The sequence below is a fragment of the Caulobacter sp. GW821-FHT11E11 genome (assembly GCF_058808315.1).
Genome location: NZ_JBXARO010000001.1, coordinates 472,911 through 491,060 on the forward strand (window position 1 = coordinate 472,911; position 18,150 = coordinate 491,060).

The 18,150-nt window shown below is 65.9% G+C and carries 13 protein-coding genes, 1 tRNA gene and 1 pseudogene; 11 read left to right on the forward strand and 4 right to left on the reverse strand.

Features of this window, described 5'->3' with window-relative positions; translation table 11 throughout:
- Positions 1–22 precede the first annotated feature (22 nt).
- The 7 genes and pseudogenes from recF to AC1RR5_RS02460 all read left to right on the forward strand — a co-directional run bounded on the left by recF (position 23) and on the right by AC1RR5_RS02460 (position 11,447).
- Positions 23–1,186, forward strand: a complete 1,164-nt coding sequence (gene recF, locus AC1RR5_RS02430; protein WP_492919501.1) for a DNA replication/repair protein RecF — start codon at positions 23–25, stop codon at positions 1,184–1,186.
- A complete protein-coding gene (gene gyrB / locus AC1RR5_RS02435) occupies positions 1,183–3,645 on the forward strand; it encodes a DNA topoisomerase (ATP-hydrolyzing) subunit B (RefSeq protein ID WP_492919502.1) in 2,463 nt (820 codons plus the stop codon). The genes recF and gyrB overlap by 4 nt, the downstream gene beginning before the upstream one ends.
- A 121-nt stretch (positions 3,646–3,766) precedes the next feature.
- Positions 3,767–4,907 (forward strand): annotated as a pseudogene (locus tag AC1RR5_RS02440) (methyl-accepting chemotaxis protein).
- A gap of 374 nt (positions 4,908–5,281) precedes the next feature.
- Positions 5,282–5,893: a hypothetical protein gene (locus AC1RR5_RS02445; protein WP_492919504.1), complete on the forward strand. Its 612-nt coding sequence runs from the start codon at positions 5,282–5,284 to the stop codon at positions 5,891–5,893.
- Between the two features lie 71 nt (positions 5,894–5,964).
- The gene (locus AC1RR5_RS02450; RefSeq protein WP_492919505.1) at positions 5,965–7,233 is read left to right on the forward strand and encodes an outer membrane beta-barrel protein; all 1,269 of its coding nucleotides are present in this window, start codon (positions 5,965–5,967) and stop codon (positions 7,231–7,233) included.
- A 58-nt stretch (positions 7,234–7,291) separates the two neighbouring features.
- The gene (locus AC1RR5_RS02455; RefSeq protein WP_492919506.1) at positions 7,292–9,511 is read left to right on the forward strand and encodes a GumC family protein; all 2,220 of its coding nucleotides are present in this window, start codon (positions 7,292–7,294) and stop codon (positions 9,509–9,511) included.
- A gap of 52 nt (positions 9,512–9,563) precedes the next feature.
- The gene (locus tag AC1RR5_RS02460) at positions 9,564–11,447 is read left to right on the forward strand and encodes an O-antigen ligase family protein (RefSeq protein WP_492919507.1); all 1,884 of its coding nucleotides are present in this window, start codon (positions 9,564–9,566) and stop codon (positions 11,445–11,447) included.
- On the opposite strand, the gene AC1RR5_RS02465 is transcribed toward AC1RR5_RS02460, so the two are convergent.
- Positions 11,441–12,094 carry a sugar transferase gene (locus AC1RR5_RS02465; protein ID WP_492919508.1) on the reverse strand — a complete coding sequence of 218 codons (654 nt, stop codon included), beginning with the start codon at positions 12,092–12,094 and terminating at the stop codon, positions 11,441–11,443. The genes AC1RR5_RS02460 and AC1RR5_RS02465 overlap by 7 nt on opposite strands.
- Before the next feature lie 200 nt (positions 12,095–12,294).
- Between AC1RR5_RS02465 and AC1RR5_RS02470 the strand changes: the two genes are divergently transcribed.
- On the forward strand, positions 12,295–12,447 hold the full coding sequence (locus AC1RR5_RS02470) for a hypothetical protein (RefSeq protein ID WP_492919509.1): 153 nt from the start codon (positions 12,295–12,297) through the stop codon (positions 12,445–12,447).
- Positions 12,448–12,623: 176 nt separating this feature from the next.
- Here AC1RR5_RS02470 and AC1RR5_RS02475 read toward each other — a convergent pair whose 3' ends face one another.
- On the reverse strand, positions 12,624–13,424 hold the full coding sequence (locus tag AC1RR5_RS02475; RefSeq protein ID WP_492919510.1) for a transglutaminase-like cysteine peptidase: 801 nt from the start codon (positions 13,422–13,424) through the stop codon (positions 12,624–12,626).
- 310 nt (positions 13,425–13,734) lie between these two features.
- Here AC1RR5_RS02475 and AC1RR5_RS02480 point away from each other — a divergent pair, with 310 nt between their 5' ends.
- From AC1RR5_RS02480 to AC1RR5_RS02490, 3 genes are all read left to right on the forward strand, one after another.
- A complete protein-coding gene (locus tag AC1RR5_RS02480) occupies positions 13,735–14,523 on the forward strand; it encodes a metallophosphoesterase family protein (protein WP_492919511.1) in 789 nt (262 codons plus the stop codon).
- Between the two features lie 198 nt (positions 14,524–14,721).
- Positions 14,722–15,318, forward strand: a complete 597-nt coding sequence (locus AC1RR5_RS02485) for a polysaccharide biosynthesis/export family protein (RefSeq protein WP_492919512.1) — start codon at positions 14,722–14,724, stop codon at positions 15,316–15,318.
- A gap of 154 nt (positions 15,319–15,472) precedes the next feature.
- On the forward strand, positions 15,473–16,615 hold the full coding sequence (locus tag AC1RR5_RS02490; RefSeq protein WP_492919513.1) for an acyltransferase family protein: 1,143 nt from the start codon (positions 15,473–15,475) through the stop codon (positions 16,613–16,615).
- Positions 16,616–16,626: 11 nt separating this feature from the next.
- Here AC1RR5_RS02490 and AC1RR5_RS02495 read toward each other — a convergent pair.
- Together AC1RR5_RS02495 and AC1RR5_RS02500 are read right to left on the reverse strand one after the other, a co-directional pair.
- A tRNA-Arg gene (locus AC1RR5_RS02495) sits at positions 16,627–16,703 on the reverse strand.
- A gap of 52 nt (positions 16,704–16,755) precedes the next feature.
- Positions 16,756–18,078 carry an NCS2 family permease gene (locus tag AC1RR5_RS02500; RefSeq protein ID WP_492919514.1) on the reverse strand — a complete coding sequence of 441 codons (1,323 nt, stop codon included), beginning with the start codon at positions 18,076–18,078 and terminating at the stop codon, positions 16,756–16,758.
- Positions 18,079–18,150: the final 72 nt, after the last annotated feature.

Consider the following 18,150-nt stretch of genomic DNA (forward strand, 5'->3'; position numbering starts at 1 on the left):
CGACGAAGTGCTATTAGGCGGCATGGCGTCGGCCGCTTTGCTTTCCCTGACCCTGACGGACTTCCGCTCGTACGCGCGAGCGCGCCTCGAGACCGAGGGGCGCAGCGTCTACCTGTTCGGCGCCAACGGGGCCGGCAAGACCAATCTCCTCGAGGCGATCAGTCTGCTGACCCCCGGCAAGGGCCTGCGCGGCTCCAGCATGGCCGAGGTCGGCCGGCGCATGCCCGGCGAGGCCGTGGGCCGGGCCTGGGCCGTGGCCGCCGAGGTCGAGAGCGGGGATGACGCCCCTCTGCGCATCGGCACCGGCGTCGAGCAAGGCGGGGCGGCCCGCCGCACCGTCCGCATCGAGGGTGAGACTGTCTCGCCTGGCCGCCTGGCCGACCACGTCCGGCCGATCTGGCTGACGCCCGCACAGGACCGCCTGTTCCTGGAAGCCGCCTCCGAGCGCCGCCGATTCTTCGACCGTCTGGTGTTCGCGGGAGAACCCGCCCATGCGGCCAACGCCAACGCCTATGACAAGGCCCAGCGCGAGCGCATGCGGCTGCTGACCGATGCGGCCGAGGCCGGGGCGGCGCCCGACGCGACCTGGCTGAACGCGCTGGAGGCCCGCCTGGCCGAATCCGGCGCCCTGATGTCCCAGGCCCGCGCCCGCACGCTTTCGGCGCTGCAGAACGAAATCGACGGCCGTGGCGACCGGCCTTTCCCGCAGGCCCGCCTGACCTTGACCGGCGAGTGGGAGAAACTGGCCCTGGACGGGGTTCCGTTCGCCGAGATCGAGGAACGGTTAGCCGCTGCGCTCAGTGTCGCGCGAGCCCGTGACGGGGCCGCCGGGCGCGCCCTGACCGGTCCTCATCGGGGCGATCTGGCCATCTTCCACGTCGAGAAGGACCGTCCGGCGGCGGAATGCTCGACCGGAGAGCAAAAAGCGCTGATTTTGAACCTGGTTTTGGCCCAGGCGGCGCGACTTTCGCGTGCGGAATCCGCGCCGAATCCTGTAATATTACTCGACGAAGTCGCCGCGCATCTCGATCTTACGAGACGAGCCGCATTGGCCGACGAACTCACGGCGCTCAAGCTCCAGGCCTTCCTCACCGGCACGGACGAGTCGCTGTTCGACCATCTCAAGGGTCGGGCATTAGGCGTTCGCGTGGGCGAGGCCGGCCTGACCACCCTGGAAGACGAATGACCGAGAACACCGAAGACCAAGTTCCCGAAGTGTCGGCCGAGATGACGACCGAAGAGGCCGCCGCCCAGTACGGCGCCGACTCGATCAAGGTGCTGAAGGGCCTGGACGCCGTTCGCAAGCGTCCCGGCATGTACATCGGCGACACCGACGACGGTTCGGGCCTGCACCACATGGTCTACGAGGTGGTCGACAACGCCATCGACGAGGCCCTGGCCGGTCACGCCACCAAGGTCCAGGTGATCCTGAACGCCGACGGCTCGGTGACGGTCACCGACGATGGTCGCGGCATTCCCACCGACATCCACGAGGGCGAAGGCGTCTCGGCGGCCGAGGTCATCATGACCCAGCTGCACGCCGGCGGTAAGTTCGACCAGAACAGCTACAAGGTCTCGGGCGGCCTGCACGGGGTGGGCGTCTCGGTCGTCAACGCCTTGTCAGACTGGCTGGAACTGCTGATCCACCGCAACGGCAAGGTCCACCAGATGCGCTTCGAGCGCGGCGACGCGGTGACCTCGCTGAAGGTCACGGGCGAGTCGCCGGTGCGCGAGGATGGCCCCAAGGCCGGCGAGCAGCTGTCGGGCACGGAAGTGACCTTCTTCCCGTCGCGCGAGACCTTCGCCTTCATCGAATTCGACCGAAAGACCCTGGAGCACCGCCTGCGTGAGCTGGCGTTCCTGAACTCGGGCGTGACGATCTGGTTCAAGGACCATCGCGACGCCGAGCCGTGGGAAGAAAAGCTGCATTATGACGGCGGCATCGAGGCCTTCGTGCGCCACCTGGACAAGGTCAAGACCCCGCTGCTGAAGGCCCCGATCGTCGTGCGCGGCGTCAAGGACAAGGTCGAGGTCGACTTGGCCATGTGGTGGAACGACAGCTACCACGAACAGATGCTGTGCTTCACGAACAACATCCCGCAGCGGGATGGCGGCACGCACCTTTCGGCCTTCCGCGCGGCCCTGACCCGGATCATCACCGGCTATGCCGAGAGCTCGGGCATCATGAAGAAGGAAAAGGTCAATCTGGGCGGCGAAGACGCCCGGGAAGGCCTGACCTGCGTGCTGTCGGTCAAGGTGCCGGACCCCAAGTTCAGCTCGCAGACCAAGGACAAGCTGGTCTCGTCCGAAGTGCGCCCGGCCGTCGAAGGCCTGGTCTCGGAAGGTCTGGCGACCTGGTTCGAGGAGCATCCGAACGAAGCCCGGCAGATCGTCAGCAAGATCGCCGAAGCCGCCGCGGCCCGCGAAGCCGCCCGCAAGGCGCGTGAACTGACCCGCCGCAAGAGCGCGCTCGACATCACCAGCCTGCCCGGCAAGCTGGCCGACTGTTCGGAACGCGATCCGGCCAAGTCTGAGATCTTCATCGTCGAGGGTGACTCGGCCGGCGGCTCGGCCAAGCAGGCTCGCAATCGCGACAACCAGGCCGTCCTGCCCCTGCGCGGCAAGATCCTGAACGTCGAGCGGGCGCGCTTCGACAAGATGCTGTCGTCCGACCAGATCGGCACGCTGATCACGGCCCTGGGGGCCGGCATCGGTCGCGACGACTTCAACCCGGACAAGGTGCGCTACCACAAGATCGTGCTGATGACCGACGCCGACGTCGACGGCGCCCACATCCGCACCCTGCTGCTGACCTTCTTCTACCGGCAGATGCCGGAGCTGATCGAGCGCGGCTACATCTACATCGCCCAACCGCCGCTCTACAAAGCCGCCAAGGGCAAGTCCTCGCGTTATCTGAAGGACGACAGCGAGATGGACGCCTTCCTGATCGACGAAGGCGTCGACGGGGCCGAGCTGGACTTGCCGTCGGGCGAGCGCCGCACCGGCCACGACCTGCTGGCCCTGGTGCAGCTGTGCCGTCAGGCCAAGGGCAATATTGATCGTCTGGCCGCGCGCGCGCCGTCCTTCGCCATCGAGCAGTCGGCCTTGGCCGGCCTGTTCGGCGACAAGCCCGACATCGCCGCCGCCTCGACCCGCCTCGATCTCTATGCCGAGGAAGGCGATGGCCCGTGGACGGGCGAGCGTGGCGACACGGCCTATGTGTTCAAGCGCGTCCGTCGGGGCGTCACCGAGAACGTGGTGCTGGACGATGGCCTGCTGCACGCCGCCGACGCCCGTCGCCTGGCCGAGCGGGCAGGAACCCTGGCCGAGATCTTCTCAGGCCGCGCCGTGTTCCGCCGCAAGGACAAGTCGACCACCGTCCGGGGGCCGATGGACCTCGTGGCCGCCGTGATGGATGCGGGCCGCAAGGGCCTGACCATCCAGCGCTACAAGGGCCTGGGCGAGATGAACCCCGACCAGCTGTGGGAAACCACCCTGGACGTCGAGGCGCGCACCCTGTTGCAGGTGCGGGTGAATCATGCCGACGACGCCGACGAGATGTTCAGCCGCCTGATGGGCGACTTGGTCGAGCCGCGTCGCGAGTTCATCCAGGAAAACGCCCTCGACGCCGAGGTTGACGTCTAGAACGGCGTTATCTTCGCCGAAATCTTGAGCGCCGGGCGCCCGTTTCGCGGGCGTTCCGGCGCTTTTTCGTGTTTGGAGAGCCTTCCGGCTTGGGTGTGACCTGCGCTGTCATCGCGCGGCCGTGACGAGGGCGTCATCTTGCGTGGATCGGGCCGATTCGCCCGAAAGTTTGCGTGGGGGCGCTTCTGCCGATGGATCAGGACGCAACTCTGCGCCCGGAACGGATCCTGGATCTGTCCGAGCGACTGTCCAGCGTGGCGGGCGAGAAGATCGGCGAGATCGCCAGGGTCAATCGCGCGGCCAAGATGCTGGCCATCAACGCCCTGATCGTGGCCGCCCGCGCGGGCGAGGCCGGCAAGGGCTTCGCCATCGTCGCCGAGGAGTTCAAGAAGATCTCGACCGAGATCGACGCGGTGGCTGCCGCCCTGGACAGCCAGGTGCGGGCCGACCTCGACGAGCTGTCGGCGATCGGCGGGGCGATCCTGGGCCACATGCGCGGCCAACGCCTGGCGGACCTGGCCCTGAACGCCATCGAGATCGTCGACCGCAATCTCTATGAGCGCACCTGCGACGTGCGCTGGTGGGCGACGGACTCGGCCGTCGTGGCCTGCCTGGCCGAGGGCGACGACACGGTTGTCCGCCGCTACGCCAGCGAACGCCTGGGTGTGATCCTGGACGCCTATACGGTCTATCTCGACCTCTGGATCTGCGACGCCAAGGGGCGGGTGGTCGCCAACGGCCGTCCGGGCCGCTACGGGGGCGTGGTCGGTCAGTCGGTCGCCGACGCCAAGTGGTTCCGGGATGGGATGCGCACGGCTACGGGCGACGACTTCGTGGCCTGCGACATCGAGAAGTCCCGCGCCCTGGGCGATGCGCCCGTCGCCACCTACGCCACGGCCATCCGCGCGGGCGGCCAGGCCAAGGGCGAGGTGCTGGGCGTCCTGGGTGTGCACTTCGACTGGCGGCCCCAGGCCCAGGCGGTGGTTGACGGCGTGCGCCTGACGACCGAGGAGCGCGAACGCTCGCGGGTCATGCTTCTCGACCAGAAGGGGCGAGTATTGGCCTCGTCCGACAATCAAGGCGTACTGAGCGAGATCTTTCCGCTCAATGTCTCGGGCGGCGCGATGGGCAGCTATGCGGATGGCGACATCACCGTCGGCTACGCCCTGACTCCGGGCTACGAAACCTATGCCGGATTGGGTTGGTACGGGTGTCTGGTGCAGCGCCAGCAAGTCGCGACGGCAACTTCCGCGGCAGCTTAATTCCGTTTCTGCTTGGGCTTAACCAAGCTGATTGCGAAATATTCGAACGATCTGATCGCCTATAGGGCGAAATCGACCAGATTCGGAGCATTAACTAAGGATTCTACGCGAGCGCCGTTGCAAGGCGTGGCTGTACATGGTTTTTTAGGCCTAACCAAACCGCCGATAAAAACTCTGCGTATGGCCCACGGCGGGGCAGGCTCGTCATATTCTTAGTCTATAGGCCCGGTAGCGTTCTCTTATTCGCGCGATGATTGCGGCGGTGTGTGATCTTCGAGAGACGGTCTCGCCGAGAAATCGTCGAAAAAGCGTAATCCGGGCTAGAGCATTCGTTTACGTTGTCCTAAACGGACCCCGTTCAATTGGAGGGAGCAATGGCTTCTAACCGCGTTCGCGCTATCGCCATCAGCTTGGCCGTTGCGCTTGCCCCCGTCGGCGCTAGCGCCGTCTGGGCACAAACTCAAACCGCCGCCACCACGGCGCCGGCCACGGCCGCTTCGCTGCAAGCGACCATTCAAGCCGCTGCCCGTACGGCCGCTGCCCAGCCGGGCTTCGCCCGTCTGTCGCCGCAAGCCAAGCTGGCCGCGATCCAGGCCGCTGTGTCCAACGCCCTGGCCGCCTCTGGCGCTTCGCCGACAGTGATCGCCGCGGCTCTGGTGCAAGCCGTGTCGAACGGCACGGTGAGCGCCGGCGTGGCCGTTCAGGTCGCCGCTGCGGTGGCTCCGGAAATGGCCCAGACCGTCGCCACGGCCCCGGCCGTGCAGCAACAACTGGCTGCGACCGGTCAATCGGCCACCGTCACCGCGACGGCTTCGACCGACGCCGGTGGCGCTCCGAGCGTCCTGGTCAGCCTGCAAGGCGTGTCGTCGACGGCTCCCGCCGACGGCGGCGCTGCTGCCGGCGCTGGCGCTGGCGGCACGACCACGGCGCCGCCGACCGCGCCTTACGATCCGTGCGCCGGCGTTATCGCCGCTTACTGCGGCTAAACGAATAAACCTCGAGGTGGACCGGTGCGTCACGACGCGCGCCGGCCACCGCTTACTGGTGGGGATAAACCATGCGAATTCTAACGTGCTCGGCCATTGCGGCCTGTATCGCGTTGACCGCGCCTCAGATTGCTCAGGCGCAAGATCTCGGCTCCAACTTCAAGCGCGACAAGAACGTCTCCGTTCGTCAGCGCCCGCGCCCGGACTATGAAGCGACCGGCCAAAAGGCTGGCGGCTTCACGCTGTATCCGCGCGTGACCGTGGACTTCGAGCATAACGACAACATCTACGCCGTCGCCGCGGGCAAGACCGACGACAACATCTGGCGCGTGAAGCCGGAACTGGCTGTGCGTTCGGATTGGTCGCGTCACGCGCTCGGCTTCTTCGCCGGCGGCAACATCATCCGCTACTCGGACAAGGGTACGGAAGACGCCGAAGAGTACACGCTGTCCGCCAACGGCCGCATCGACATCGCGCGCGGTTCGAACATCACCGGTTCGGTCCAGACGCAGCACCTCGTCGAGCCGCGCACCGCGCCGACCGCTCCCACGGCTTCGGGCGAGCCCGTCGAGTATGACCTGACCCAGGGTTCGGTCTCGCTGACCAAGGAGTTCAACCGTCTGCGCGTCATCGCTCGCGTCGACAACAAGGACTTCAACTACGAGGACGTCCCGAACAATGCCGGCACCGGCATCGTCGACCAGGACTTCCGGGATCGCACCGAAACCTACTACGGCGGCAAGGCCGAGTATGCTGTTGGCCCGGATACGGCGCTATACGTCTCGGCGACCGGCAACAAGCGCGACTACGACAACAATATCGCCGCAACGGATCGCAGCTCTGACGGCTATATCGTGGGCGTCGGCGCTAACTTCGATGTCTCGGAGCTGGTGCGTGGCGATATCCTGGTCGGCTATATGAAGCAGTCGTACGACAACGCGGCTTTCGCCGACATCGACGGTTTTAGCGCTTCGGGTCGAGTGGAATGGTTCCCGACCCAGTTGACCACGATCGGTCTGAACGGGTCGCGCTCGATCGAAGAATCCACCGCTTTGGGTTCGCAAGGCTACATCGCGAACAACATTGGCGCGTCGATCGACCACGAACTGCTGCGCAACGTCCTGCTGTCGGCCGCCTATACCCATGGCAAGGACAATTACAAGGGCGTCGATCGCGACGACAAGCGCGACAACTTCTCGGCGACCGCGACCTACCTGCTGAACCGTCGTGTGGGCCTGTTCCTGACCTACAACTACCTGAAGCAGGACTCGAGCGGCGCCGCCAAGGGCGCTTCGTTCAAGGACAACAAGCTGGTCGCTTCGGTCGCTCTGCAATTCTAAGAACGACACCTAATAACGTCCACGAAACGGCAAGGTTTGCCGTCTACTGAGAGTACCCATGGACGGCTCCGGTTTTGAAACTTCGAACGCTCCGGTGAATGACACCGGAGCGTTGTCTTTTGACCTGAACATCGCGATCGCGACGTTCAGGCGACGCTTCCGCCTGTTCGCGGCGGTGGCGGTGGTGGTATTCGCGGCAGTGGTGCTGTTCACCCTGCAGCAAACGCCCCGCTATACCGCGACGGCCCAGGTCATGCTGGACGTGCGAAAAGAACAGGTCACCGATATGAGCGCGGTGCTCTCGGGTCTGCCGGCGGACTCGTCCGTCGTCGACACCGAGGTCGAGGTGCTCAAATCACGATCCCTTGCCAGCCGGGTCGTCAAGGACCTGAAGCTCCAGAACGATCCTTACTTTAATCCCTACCTGCCGGACGCCAAAGGCGCCGCTGCCTGGCTATCGTCGCTCAAGAAGGCCGCCGCGCCGACCGCGACGACCGATCCGGTCGAGCTACAGCGTCAGCAAGAGCGGATCGTCGACAATGTGTTGAACGGCCTGAAGGTTCGCCGCGCGGGCCTGACATATCTGATCTCGGTCGAGTACACGCATACCGACGCCAAGCGCGCTTCGGAGTTGGCCAATGCATTCGCCAACCTGTACCTGACCGAACAACTGGAAGCGAAGTTCGACGCGACCGCCAAGGCCAATGAATGGCTGGACACCCGTGTCGCAGAGCTGCGTGGTCAGGTGCAACAGGCCGACGCGGCGGTCCAGCAATACAAGATCGCAAACAACCTGCTCAGCGCCGAAGGCGCGACCTTGACCGAGCAGGAAATCTCCGGCCTGAACCAGCAACTGGCCCTTAGCCGTGCGTCGCAGGCCGAAACCGACGCTCGCTTGAACATCGCTCGCCAGCAACTAGCGCGCGGCAGCACAGGCGAAGATGTTGGTGAATCGCTGAATTCGCCGGTCGTTCAACAACTTCGCCAGCAGCGTGCGACCAAGAGTGCTCAGGTCGCCGACCTAGCCGGTCGTTATGGCGATCGTCACCCGGACCTCTTGAAGGCTCGCCGCGAGTTGGCCGATGTCGACAGCCAGATCCAGGCTGAAATCCGCCGGATCATCTCGAACCTCGAAGCCCAGGCCCAGGTCGCGCGTCAGCGCACCGGCTCGGTGGCGTCGAGCGTCTCGGTTTCGCGGGGCACCCTAGCCGGCAACAATCGCGCCGCCATCGGCCTGGCCGAGCTGGAACGCAAGTCACAGTCGGTCAAGACGCTGTATGAAAGCCTGCTGGCCCGCTTCAAGCAGACCACGGCCCAGGACGGTATCGAACAGGCCGACGCCCGCGTGGTGTCGCCGGCCAAGATCCCGACCAGCCCTAGCTATCCCAAACCATCGCTGAATCTGGCCCTGGGTCTGATGCTGGCCTTGGGGGCGGGCGCTGCGGCGGTCATACTCGCCGAGATCCTGATGGCCGGCCTCTTCACCGAGGATGAAGTCGAGCGCCGGTTGGGCCTGCCCTACCTAGGCGCGGTTCCCAGCCTGGGCACCACGGTCGACGATTCCAAGATCCTGAAGGGCCTCACGCCGCCGGACTATCTTCTGGCCAAGCCGCTCTCCAGCTTCGCCGAAAGCCTGCGTAAGCTGCGCGCGTCCATCCTGTTCTCCAAGGTTGGCGAGACGGTGAAGGTCATCGCGGTCACCTCGTCCCTGCCGGGCGAAGGCAAGACCACGACGACGTTCTCCCTGGCCCGCACCCTGGCGACCTCGGGCGCCAAGGTCATCGTGGTCGACTGCGACCTGCGCCAGAGCGCGATCAGCCAGTTCCTCAAGGAACCCGCCCCGGTCGGCCTGCTGGAAGTGCTGAACGGCGTCGCCACCCTGGACCAGGCGCTGATCAACGACGAAAGCGGCGCGCATATCCTGCCGTTGGCCAAGTCGGCCTACACGCCGCGGGACGTGCTTGGCTCTTCGGCCATGCATCGCCTGTTGCAGGAACTGCGGAACCGCTACGAGATCGTGCTGCTGGACACCGCGCCACTGCTGGCGATCGCCGATACCCGCATCCTCGCGCCGCATGCTGACGCCGTGGTCATGCTGGTCCGTTGGAAGAAGACGCCGGTGAAGGCCGTTCAATCGGCCCTGACCCTGCTGCAAGGCACGCGGGCGTTTATCGCCGGCGTCGCCCTGACCCAGATGGACCTCAAGGCTCAGTCTCGCTACGGCTACGGCGACTCCTATTATTACTACGCCAACTATCGAAAGTACTATGCGGACTAGGACGCGGACGGGCGGGGGCGCGCCGTCGCCCGACGCTTCCAAGACACGCAAGTTGAAAGTTTCCGAGGGCGTCGCGGTCGGCGCCCTCGTTGCTTTGGTGCTGGCCGAAATCATCGCGTTCGGGGCCAGCGACATGGCGGTAGCCACTGTCTTCAGCGCCCTACAGGCCCTCCTGCTGCTAGGCCTGCTGATCTTGTGCGGCTGGGCCCGCAAGCTGCCCAGCGTTCTGGCCTCGCCCTGGCCAAGCCTGATGTTCCTGGCCGCGCTGATCGCGGCGGCCTGGAGCCTGACCCCGTTTGGTCCTGACGGCGCTCATCCAGTCTGGCTCTATCTGGGAACCGAGGGTGGCGCGATCACGGTCGATCGTTCATCGCTGCTTTTGAACCTTCTGCGCCTGATGGGCCTGGCCTGCCTGTTCCTGGCCGCGCAGATCATCGGCGCGTCCGAGACACGCCGCCGGGCCATGGTCTGGTGGCTGCTGCTGGCGTTGGGCGTGTTCGCCGCCCTGGCGATCATCGACCATGTCAGCTTGCGCGCCGGTGGACGGTTCAGGGCCACCCTGCTGAGCGCCAATAGCGCCGCCACCCTGATGGGCGTCGGCGTGGTGTTCGCGGCGACCTTCTTCTCACAGGCCATCCAGCGCGCAGGCGGATCCCTGCGACTGGATCGCTTGAGCATGGACGCAAGCCTCAGTCTGGGCCTGACGGCGGTGTTTGGTGTTGCTCTTGCCCTGACCGCGTCGCGCGGCGGCATCTTCGCCACGGTTGTCGGCTTGGCGATCCTGCTGACCTGGCAAGTGATCGCCCAGGGCCGTAAGGCGCGGACTGTCGCCCTCATCGGGGGGGCGGCGGCTCTGTTGGTCGTCGTTGGCGTGGTCATGCGTAGCGCGGATCTGACCGCGGCACGCCTGGAGAACCTGGAAAGCGACGTCGCCGTCCGCCAGACGATCTTCACCGCGCATTGGGAGGCCTTCAAGACCTCGCCTTGGTTCGGCTTCGGCCTGGGCTCGTTCCCGATCGTGAACCAGTTGATCACCAACACCGACAACCTGCGGATCCTGTTCGACGTCCGCGCCACCCACAACCTCTATCTCCAGTGGCTGGAGGAGGGCGGCATCGTCGGCAGTCTGTTCATGCTGGCCTGGCTGTTGGTCACGCTGTGGCGCGTCGGTATCGAGGCGATCAAGCCGGGCACGCTGGGCGCCCTGGCTCGCGCCACCATCGCCGCGACGGTCCTGGTGCTGCTGCACGGCCTGTCGGACTTCGCCGTCCAGGTACCGGCGCTGCAAGCGTTGTTCGCGATCGGCCTGGGTGCGATGACGGCGACCGCCCCGCTGCATCGCCGGGGCGCCAAGCCTCAGACGTCGTGGGGAACGATGACGTTCGCGGGCGGCGTCTTGTTGGTCTCGGCCCTGGTCGCCGCGCCGCTGGTCGCCGCGCGTTTCGGCGGTGACCTGTCGGCGATGCCCACGGCCTCGGCAGAGGTGCTGGCTACCAGCATCGAGGCCGGCCTGGCGCGTAATTCCGCCGATCCCGCCGCTAGGGCGCGCCTGGAGGCCTTGAGCCGCCGTGAGGTGGCCATGCGTCCCGGTTCGGGCGGCGCGTGGCTGCGCAAAGCCGCCGTGGATTTCCAGCGTAAAGACGTCGCGTCCGCCAATGCGGCGCTTGAACACTCTCTGGCAGTCGCGCCTCTGCAGACCAGCCTGTTCATGAGCCGTACGCGTCTGGCTTACGAGAACTGGCCGGTGCTGACCCAGGCTGCGCGCCTGCAGGTGATGTATCAGGTGCGCGCCGAATACGGGCGTGGCAATGGCGAGCGACGCCTGAAGGCTTTGGCCAACAGCATCCGCAACCCGTCGGGCCGGATCGGCTTGGCGTTCCTGATTGTGGCCGAGCGAGCCAATGCTGCCCTCGCGAAAGCGCAGCCCACTCAGTAAGCGTTGTCTGTAACCAACAGGCTGGGAATGGTCAGCAGGACGATCTTGGCGTCTTTCAGGATCGACCAGGTCTGGATGTAGTCGATATCGGCCTCGACCCGCCGGCGCATGGCGTCGACCGTCTCGGTGCCGCCGCGCAGGCCCTTGACCTGGGCCCAGCCCGTCAGGCCCGGACGCGCCTGGTAGCGGGCGTAGTACTCCGGGATCCGCATGCCGTAATAGTCGTCATGGGCGGCGGCGTGCGGGCGGGGGCCGACCAACGACATGTCCCCGCGCAGCACGTTCAGCAGCTGCGGCAGTTCGTCGATGCTGGTGGCGCGCAGGATGCGACCGATCCGGGTGACCCGGTTGTCGCCGCGCTGGGCCTGGAGCACGTCCGGGCCGTTCTCGCGGCAGTGCATGGTGCGCAGCTTGAAGATCTGGAACTTGGCGCCGGCGAGGCCGCCGCGGGTCTGCCGGAAGAGCGCCGGGCCTGGGGACTCGAGCTTGATCATCAGCGCCGCCAGCAGCAGCAGCGGGGCGAACAAAGCGAGCAGAAGGGCCGAAGCCAGGACGTCCAGAGCGCGCTTTCGCAAGTCAACCGCCACCGGAGGCAGCGGGCCGCTCAATCCTGGCGCGAGAAGTTCGGTATACGATCCCCCGTCCACCAGATGACCCTCATATTTCCCCACCACGTCGCGGACTGGTTTCCAGTTCCGACCCTGGCACGCTAGCGCAAATGACTCACAGCGTCGCGGAGAAAAATCCACAACCCCGGGTCTGTATGCTTAACGTCTAATAGACTCTGTTTATTCAGGCGTCCTTATTTGTAGTGACGTTACATCGGGAGCATCAGGAGTGCTGCTCGATGATCGACGCCAAAATGTCCTTCGCCCACGTTGAAGTCGCGCCGGTGGCGCGCGGTAAGCGCATGCCGCCGCTGGTCGGCCTGGGCCTGGGCGCGATGGTTTCGATCGGTCTGTGGGCCGGTCTGGCCCTGACGATCGCCCGCATCTTCTAGGATTTCGACCGGCGGTCCTCCGCCTGGCGATCCCCCCGACTTTCGCGCCCGCTCCGGTCTTGCCGGAGCGGGCGCGAACGCATTCAGAGCGCTGTTTTCCCGCGTCGCTTGATGACTGAAAAAAGCCCCGGACCATCGGGTCCGGGGCTCTTCGTCGTCGACCTCGGGGAGGAGGATCAGACGGTGGTCCACAGGGCGGTGCCGGGAACCTGGCGCTGGACCCAGCGATAGTTGAGGTCTTCCCACGGCGTGGCCCAGGGGGTCAGGTTGTCCAGCACCATGTCGCCGCTCTTCAGCGAGATCATCAGCACGGCGTGGCTTTCGCCGCGGGCGGTGACGGCGACGGCCAGCGACATCGCGCTTTCCGGAACGCCGGCGGCGATCAGGCGGCGGCGCTTTTCCAGGGCATAGTCTTCGCAGTCGCCATACAGCTTGCCGTCGACCAGGCGCGGCAGCGACCAGTATTCAGGCATGCCGTAGAGATCCAGGTCGCTGGCCTTCTTGACCTCGCGATTGACCGTCTGGTTGACGAGGTTCAGCAGCTTCATCTGGTCGCGCTGGTCGCGGGTCGTCCAGCCCAGCACGGCCGGGGTCGGCTCGGCGGCGGCCAGGGCGATCGGCGCGGGCTGGGCGTCTGAGGCGCCCAGGCTCAGCGGGGCGGCCGGGACGAAGTCTTCGATCTCGGCGACCGTGACAGCTTCCAGGGTCTTCAGCGAAACCAGGTTCAGGCCGTCGTCCTCGGCGTCGACCGAAGCGGTCTTCGGCGCGTCGAAGCGGTGGGGCAGGGCGACGCCGATCGACGAGGTCGGGGCGAGGCTGGCGCGCGTTCCCAGGCCCATCAGGGCCAGTTGGCTGTTCGGCAGGCCGCAGGTCTCGGTGTCGCGGCGGCACAGCTCGGCGAAGCCCATCGGGGCCTGAACGCCTTCGCCGCGCGGCTGGAAAGGCATCGAGCCGGCCTGGGCTTGAGCTCCGGTCATCATCGCGACAGCGCTGACGAGTCCGATAACAATGTTTCGCGTGTTGAACATGCTGACCCCGCTGTGTTCGTGGGGTCAATATTCATTCGCGCGCCGAATTTGAGCTGAATTTAGATGGTTTAATTCAAATATTGAACCATGGTTATTTCGGAATTAACTCAAATCAAACCCGAATTTACTTGGTAAATTGACGGAAAAGGATCATGCTAAATTGTAAGTAAACACGAGTGGTCACCGTTGAACCGCGCCGCTACCTGGGGCAAAATCAGCGAATTCCAGTCCGGCGCCTGTCGCCAGCTCGGCGAGTGTGATGTTCAAATCCCTGTTCCGCCCCAAGCAGCAAGCCCGCCGCGCCTCGTCCACCGAGGGGCGTGTGGTTTACGCCGTGGGCGATGTTCACGGACGGCTCGACCTGCTGGATGGTCTGATCGCGCGGATGACCGAGGACTTCCGCGCCCTGGAACGCCCGGACCCGCCGGTGCTGGTGATGCTGGGTGACTATGTCGACCGCGGCGCCCAGTCGTCGGCGGTGATCGACCGTCTGATCGCGCTGAAGGCGCAAGGGGCGGAGGGACGTTTCGAGTTCCGCGCCCTGATGGGCAATCACGAGGAGACGCTGCTGCACTTCCTGGACGACCCGATGGCCGGGCCGTCGTGGGTGGAGTACGGCGGCGGCGAGACCATGGCCTCGTACGGCGTCCAGCGCCCGGTGGGCCGCGCCGAGCCCGAGGTGTGGGAACAGACCCGCCAGGCCTTCCGCGCCGCCTTCCCGTCGGCCCACGAGACGTTCCTCAAGCAGCTGGAGCTGCTGGTCGTCTATGGCGACTATGTCTTCGTCCATGCGGGCGTTAAGCCGGGCCTGCCGCTGGAGCGTCAGGTGGCCGCCGACCTGCTGTGGATCCGCAACGAGTTCCTCGACAACCCGCACGGCCTGAAGGCCACGGTGGTCCACGGCCATACGCCCACCGAAGAGGTGTTCGTCGGCCGCCAGCGGATCAATGTCGACACGGGCGCCTACGCGACGGGTGTCCTGACCGCCGTTAGACTTGATGGCGGCGAACCGAAGATCATTCAGTTCAGTAAAGCGCGCGCGGCCTAGAGCCTGTCCGTTTCCGGTGGAGACATCAGGAACGGAAAAACAGGCTCTATTTCATACACGGGAGCGTGTCGGGCGCCGAAACCGATCACACTTTCGTCTGCCACGCTCCAAGACTTCGCCTTGTTCATCTCGCGGTCACGTGCGATGTGGCATTTCAACTTCCAGGATCGACAAGTCTCAAAGGTGAGAAGCTTCGCCATGATCGGTGTTTCGAAACTTTCGCGCGCGCTGGCGATGCTGGCGCTCGTCGTTTGCGTGATGGTCGGCGCGACGTCCGGCGAGGCCCGCGCCCAGGCGGCGGCCGGCGCCGCGCCGGTCAGCATCCCCGCGCAGACGGCGGACTACGTGCTCGGCTCGGCCGACAAGGTGCGAGTGACGGTGTACGGCGAGCCCTCGCTGTCCGGCGAATTCTTCATCTCGGGCAGCGGCGTGATGTCCTTGCCCCTGATCGGCGAGATCAAGGCCGGCGGCATGACCCTGGGCCAGTTCCAGACCGCCGTGCAGAAGTCTCTCAGCGACGGCTACCTGAAGGATCCGCGCGTCAGCGCCGAGGTCCTGACCTTCCGCCCGTTCTACATTCTGGGCGAGGTCGAGAAGCCGGGCACCTATCCCTATACCGCCGGCCTGACCGTGCTGAACGCCGTGGCCACCGCCGGCGGCTTCACCTACCGCGCCGACAAGAAGAACGTCTGGATCAAGCACAACGGCGAGACCAGCGAGCAGAAGTCGGAGCTGACCCCGTCGATCGTGGTCGCGCCGGGCGACACCATCCGCCTGGGCGAGCGCTTCTTCTAGGCGGCGCGCCACAGGCTGAAAGAAACGAGGCCCGGCGGACATCCCGCCGGGCCTTTTTCGTTTCGATGAACTCAACCCTTTGGGGTGGGGTGCGCCTTAAGGTCGCATCAATATGAGTCTCATAGGTTGAGCACATCAACCCAGGGGGCCCTTCATGCCGCATGCCGAACACGCGCCAGCCGATCAGGTCGCCGGCGCCCGGCTGCCAGCGCTGGAGGGGTTGCGGGGCATGATGACCCTGCTGGTGGTGCTCTCGCACTTCTTCGGCGAACTGCCTCACGGCCTGCGCGCCCTGATGTTCGGCTGGGTGGCGGTCGACATGTTCTTCGTGATGAGCGGCTACCTGATCGGCAAGCTGATCCTGGAGAAGAAGGATCACGCCAACTTCTTCCTGGTGTTCTATGTGCGCCGCTGCCTGCGCATCCTGCCGCCCTACGTGCTGGTCACGGCGGTCGTCTGGGCGCTGGTCGAGATGCTGCCGGCCTGGACCGATACGCCGGTACAGTTCCCGCTGTGGTCCTATATGACCTTCACCCAGACCTTCTTCATGATCGACCAGGCTTCGATCGGCGCGCACTGGCTGGCGCCGACCTGGACCCTGGCGGTCGAGGAGCACTTCTATCTGGTCATCCCGGCGGTGCTGGTGTTCATGCCCCTGCGCCGTCTGACCGGCTGGCTGATCGGCGCGGGACTGGTCGCCATCGTTCTGCGCGCGATCCTGGCCGGAGCCGGACCCAGCGCCGACTATGCCAGCCTGGTGCTGCTGCCGGCCCGGGCTGACATTCTCGTCCTGGGCTTGCTGGGAGCCGTGGCCATGGTGCGGGGCGGCGTCGACTGGGCGCGCTGGATGATCTGGCTGCGGGTCTCGCCGCTGGTCGCCCTGGTCGCGACCTTCGCCCTGCAGATGCTGTCGCCGGCGCTGTTCCTGGTGTTCTCGCCCACGCTGGTGGCCGCTGGTTGCGCCGGCTACCTGCTGGCCATCGTCCACGGCGCGCCCGAGGCCAAGGTCTACCATTCCCCGGTCCTGCGGTTCCTGGGGACCAACAGCTACTGCATCTACCTGACCCACATGCCGGTGCTGGGCCTGATGCATGGCGGCCTGCTGGGCGCCGCGCCGGACCTGGCCACGCCCGTCCAGGGGCTGGTCAGCCTGGCCGCCTTGCCGGTGGCGCTGCTGGTCGGCTGGGGCCTGACCAAGCTGGTCGAGGAGCCGGCCATGCTTTACGGCCGCCGCTGGCGCTGGAGCGACCGTCTGGTCAGCCGTCAACCGACGCGTCTGGCGCCGGAGCTGGTCTGAATTTCAGGAAGTGGCGCACCCGACACGATTCGAACGTGTGACCTTTGCCTTCGGAGGGCAACGCTCTATCCAGCTGAGCTACGGGTGCATCCCTTACGGGAAGCGCGTCTTAGCCGAAAGGCGGCCGCCGCGCAAACAGCTTAAGCCGCCCCCATATAGATGAACCGCGCCACGAACAGGGCCGCCAGGACGAAGAGCAGCCAGTCGCTGGCCTTGGCCTGGCCGCGCACCAGCTTCAGCACGGCGAAGGCGGTGATGCCGAACGCCAGGCCGTTGGCGATCGAGAAGGTCAGCGGGATGGCGATGACGGTCAGGAAGGCGGGGATGGCCACGCCCGGGTCGTCCCAGTCGATGTCGGCCAAAGCGCCGACCATCAGCGAGCCGACGATGATCAGGGCCGGGGCCGTGGCGGCGGCGGGGATGGCCTGGACCCAGGGCGCGAAGAACAGGGTGATCAGGAAGAGCACGCCGACCACGATCGCGGTCAGGCCCGTGCGGCCGCCAGCCGCGACGCCCGAGGCGCTCTCGATATAGCTGACGACGGTCGAGGTGCCGGCCAGCGAGCCGCCGATCGTGGCGATGCTGTCGGCCGTCAGGATGCGGTTCAGGCGCGGGATCGTGCCGTCGGGCTGAACGAGGCCCGCCTTCTTGGTCACCGCGACCAGGGTGCCGACATTGTCGAACAGGTCGACGAACAGGAAGACGAAGATCACCTCGGCCAGGGCCATGCCCATGCCGCCGTTCAGGTGCAGGGCGGCGGGGATGTCGAGCTTGAAGGCCGTGGCGGTCAGGGCGGCCAGGCCGTACTCGCCGGGGACGACCTTGGCCAGGCCCAGAGCCCAGCCGGCGGCGGCGGCCACGAGAATGCCGACCAGGATCGCGCCCTTCACCCGCCAGACCATCAGCCCGCCCATGATCGCCAGGCCCAGGATCGCCAGGATCGCGTTCGGCTGGGTCAGGTCGCCCAGGGCCACCGTCGTAGCCGGATTGGCGACGATGATGCCCGCCTCCTTCAGGCCGATGAAGGCGATGAAGAGACCGATGCCCGCCGCAATGGCCGAGAACAGCGGACGCGGGATCGCCCCGACGATCAGCTGGCGGATGCCGGCCACGGTCAGCACCAGGAAGGCGATGCCCGACAGGAAGACGCAGCCCAGGGCGGTCTCCCACGGCAGGCCCATGCCCTTGACGACGGTGAAGGTGAAATAGGCGTTGAGGCCCATGCCGGGGGCCAGGGCGATCGGGTAGTTGGCGATCAGCCCCATCAGTATCGAGCCCAGGCCCGCGGCCAGGCAGGTGGCGGCGGCGACGGCGGCGATCGGCATGCCGGTCTGGCCCAGGATCGCCGGATTGACGATCACGATATAGGCCATGGTCAGGAAGGTGGTGAAGCCGGCCAGCACCTCCGTGCGGACCGAGGTTCCCTGGGCGCTCAGCCCGAACTGCTTCTCCAGGAAACTCATCTTACGCCCCAATCCCCGTTTCGAAGCGGGAGTGTTGTCGGGCGAGTTCCGGGAAGGCAAGCCTTAGGTGCG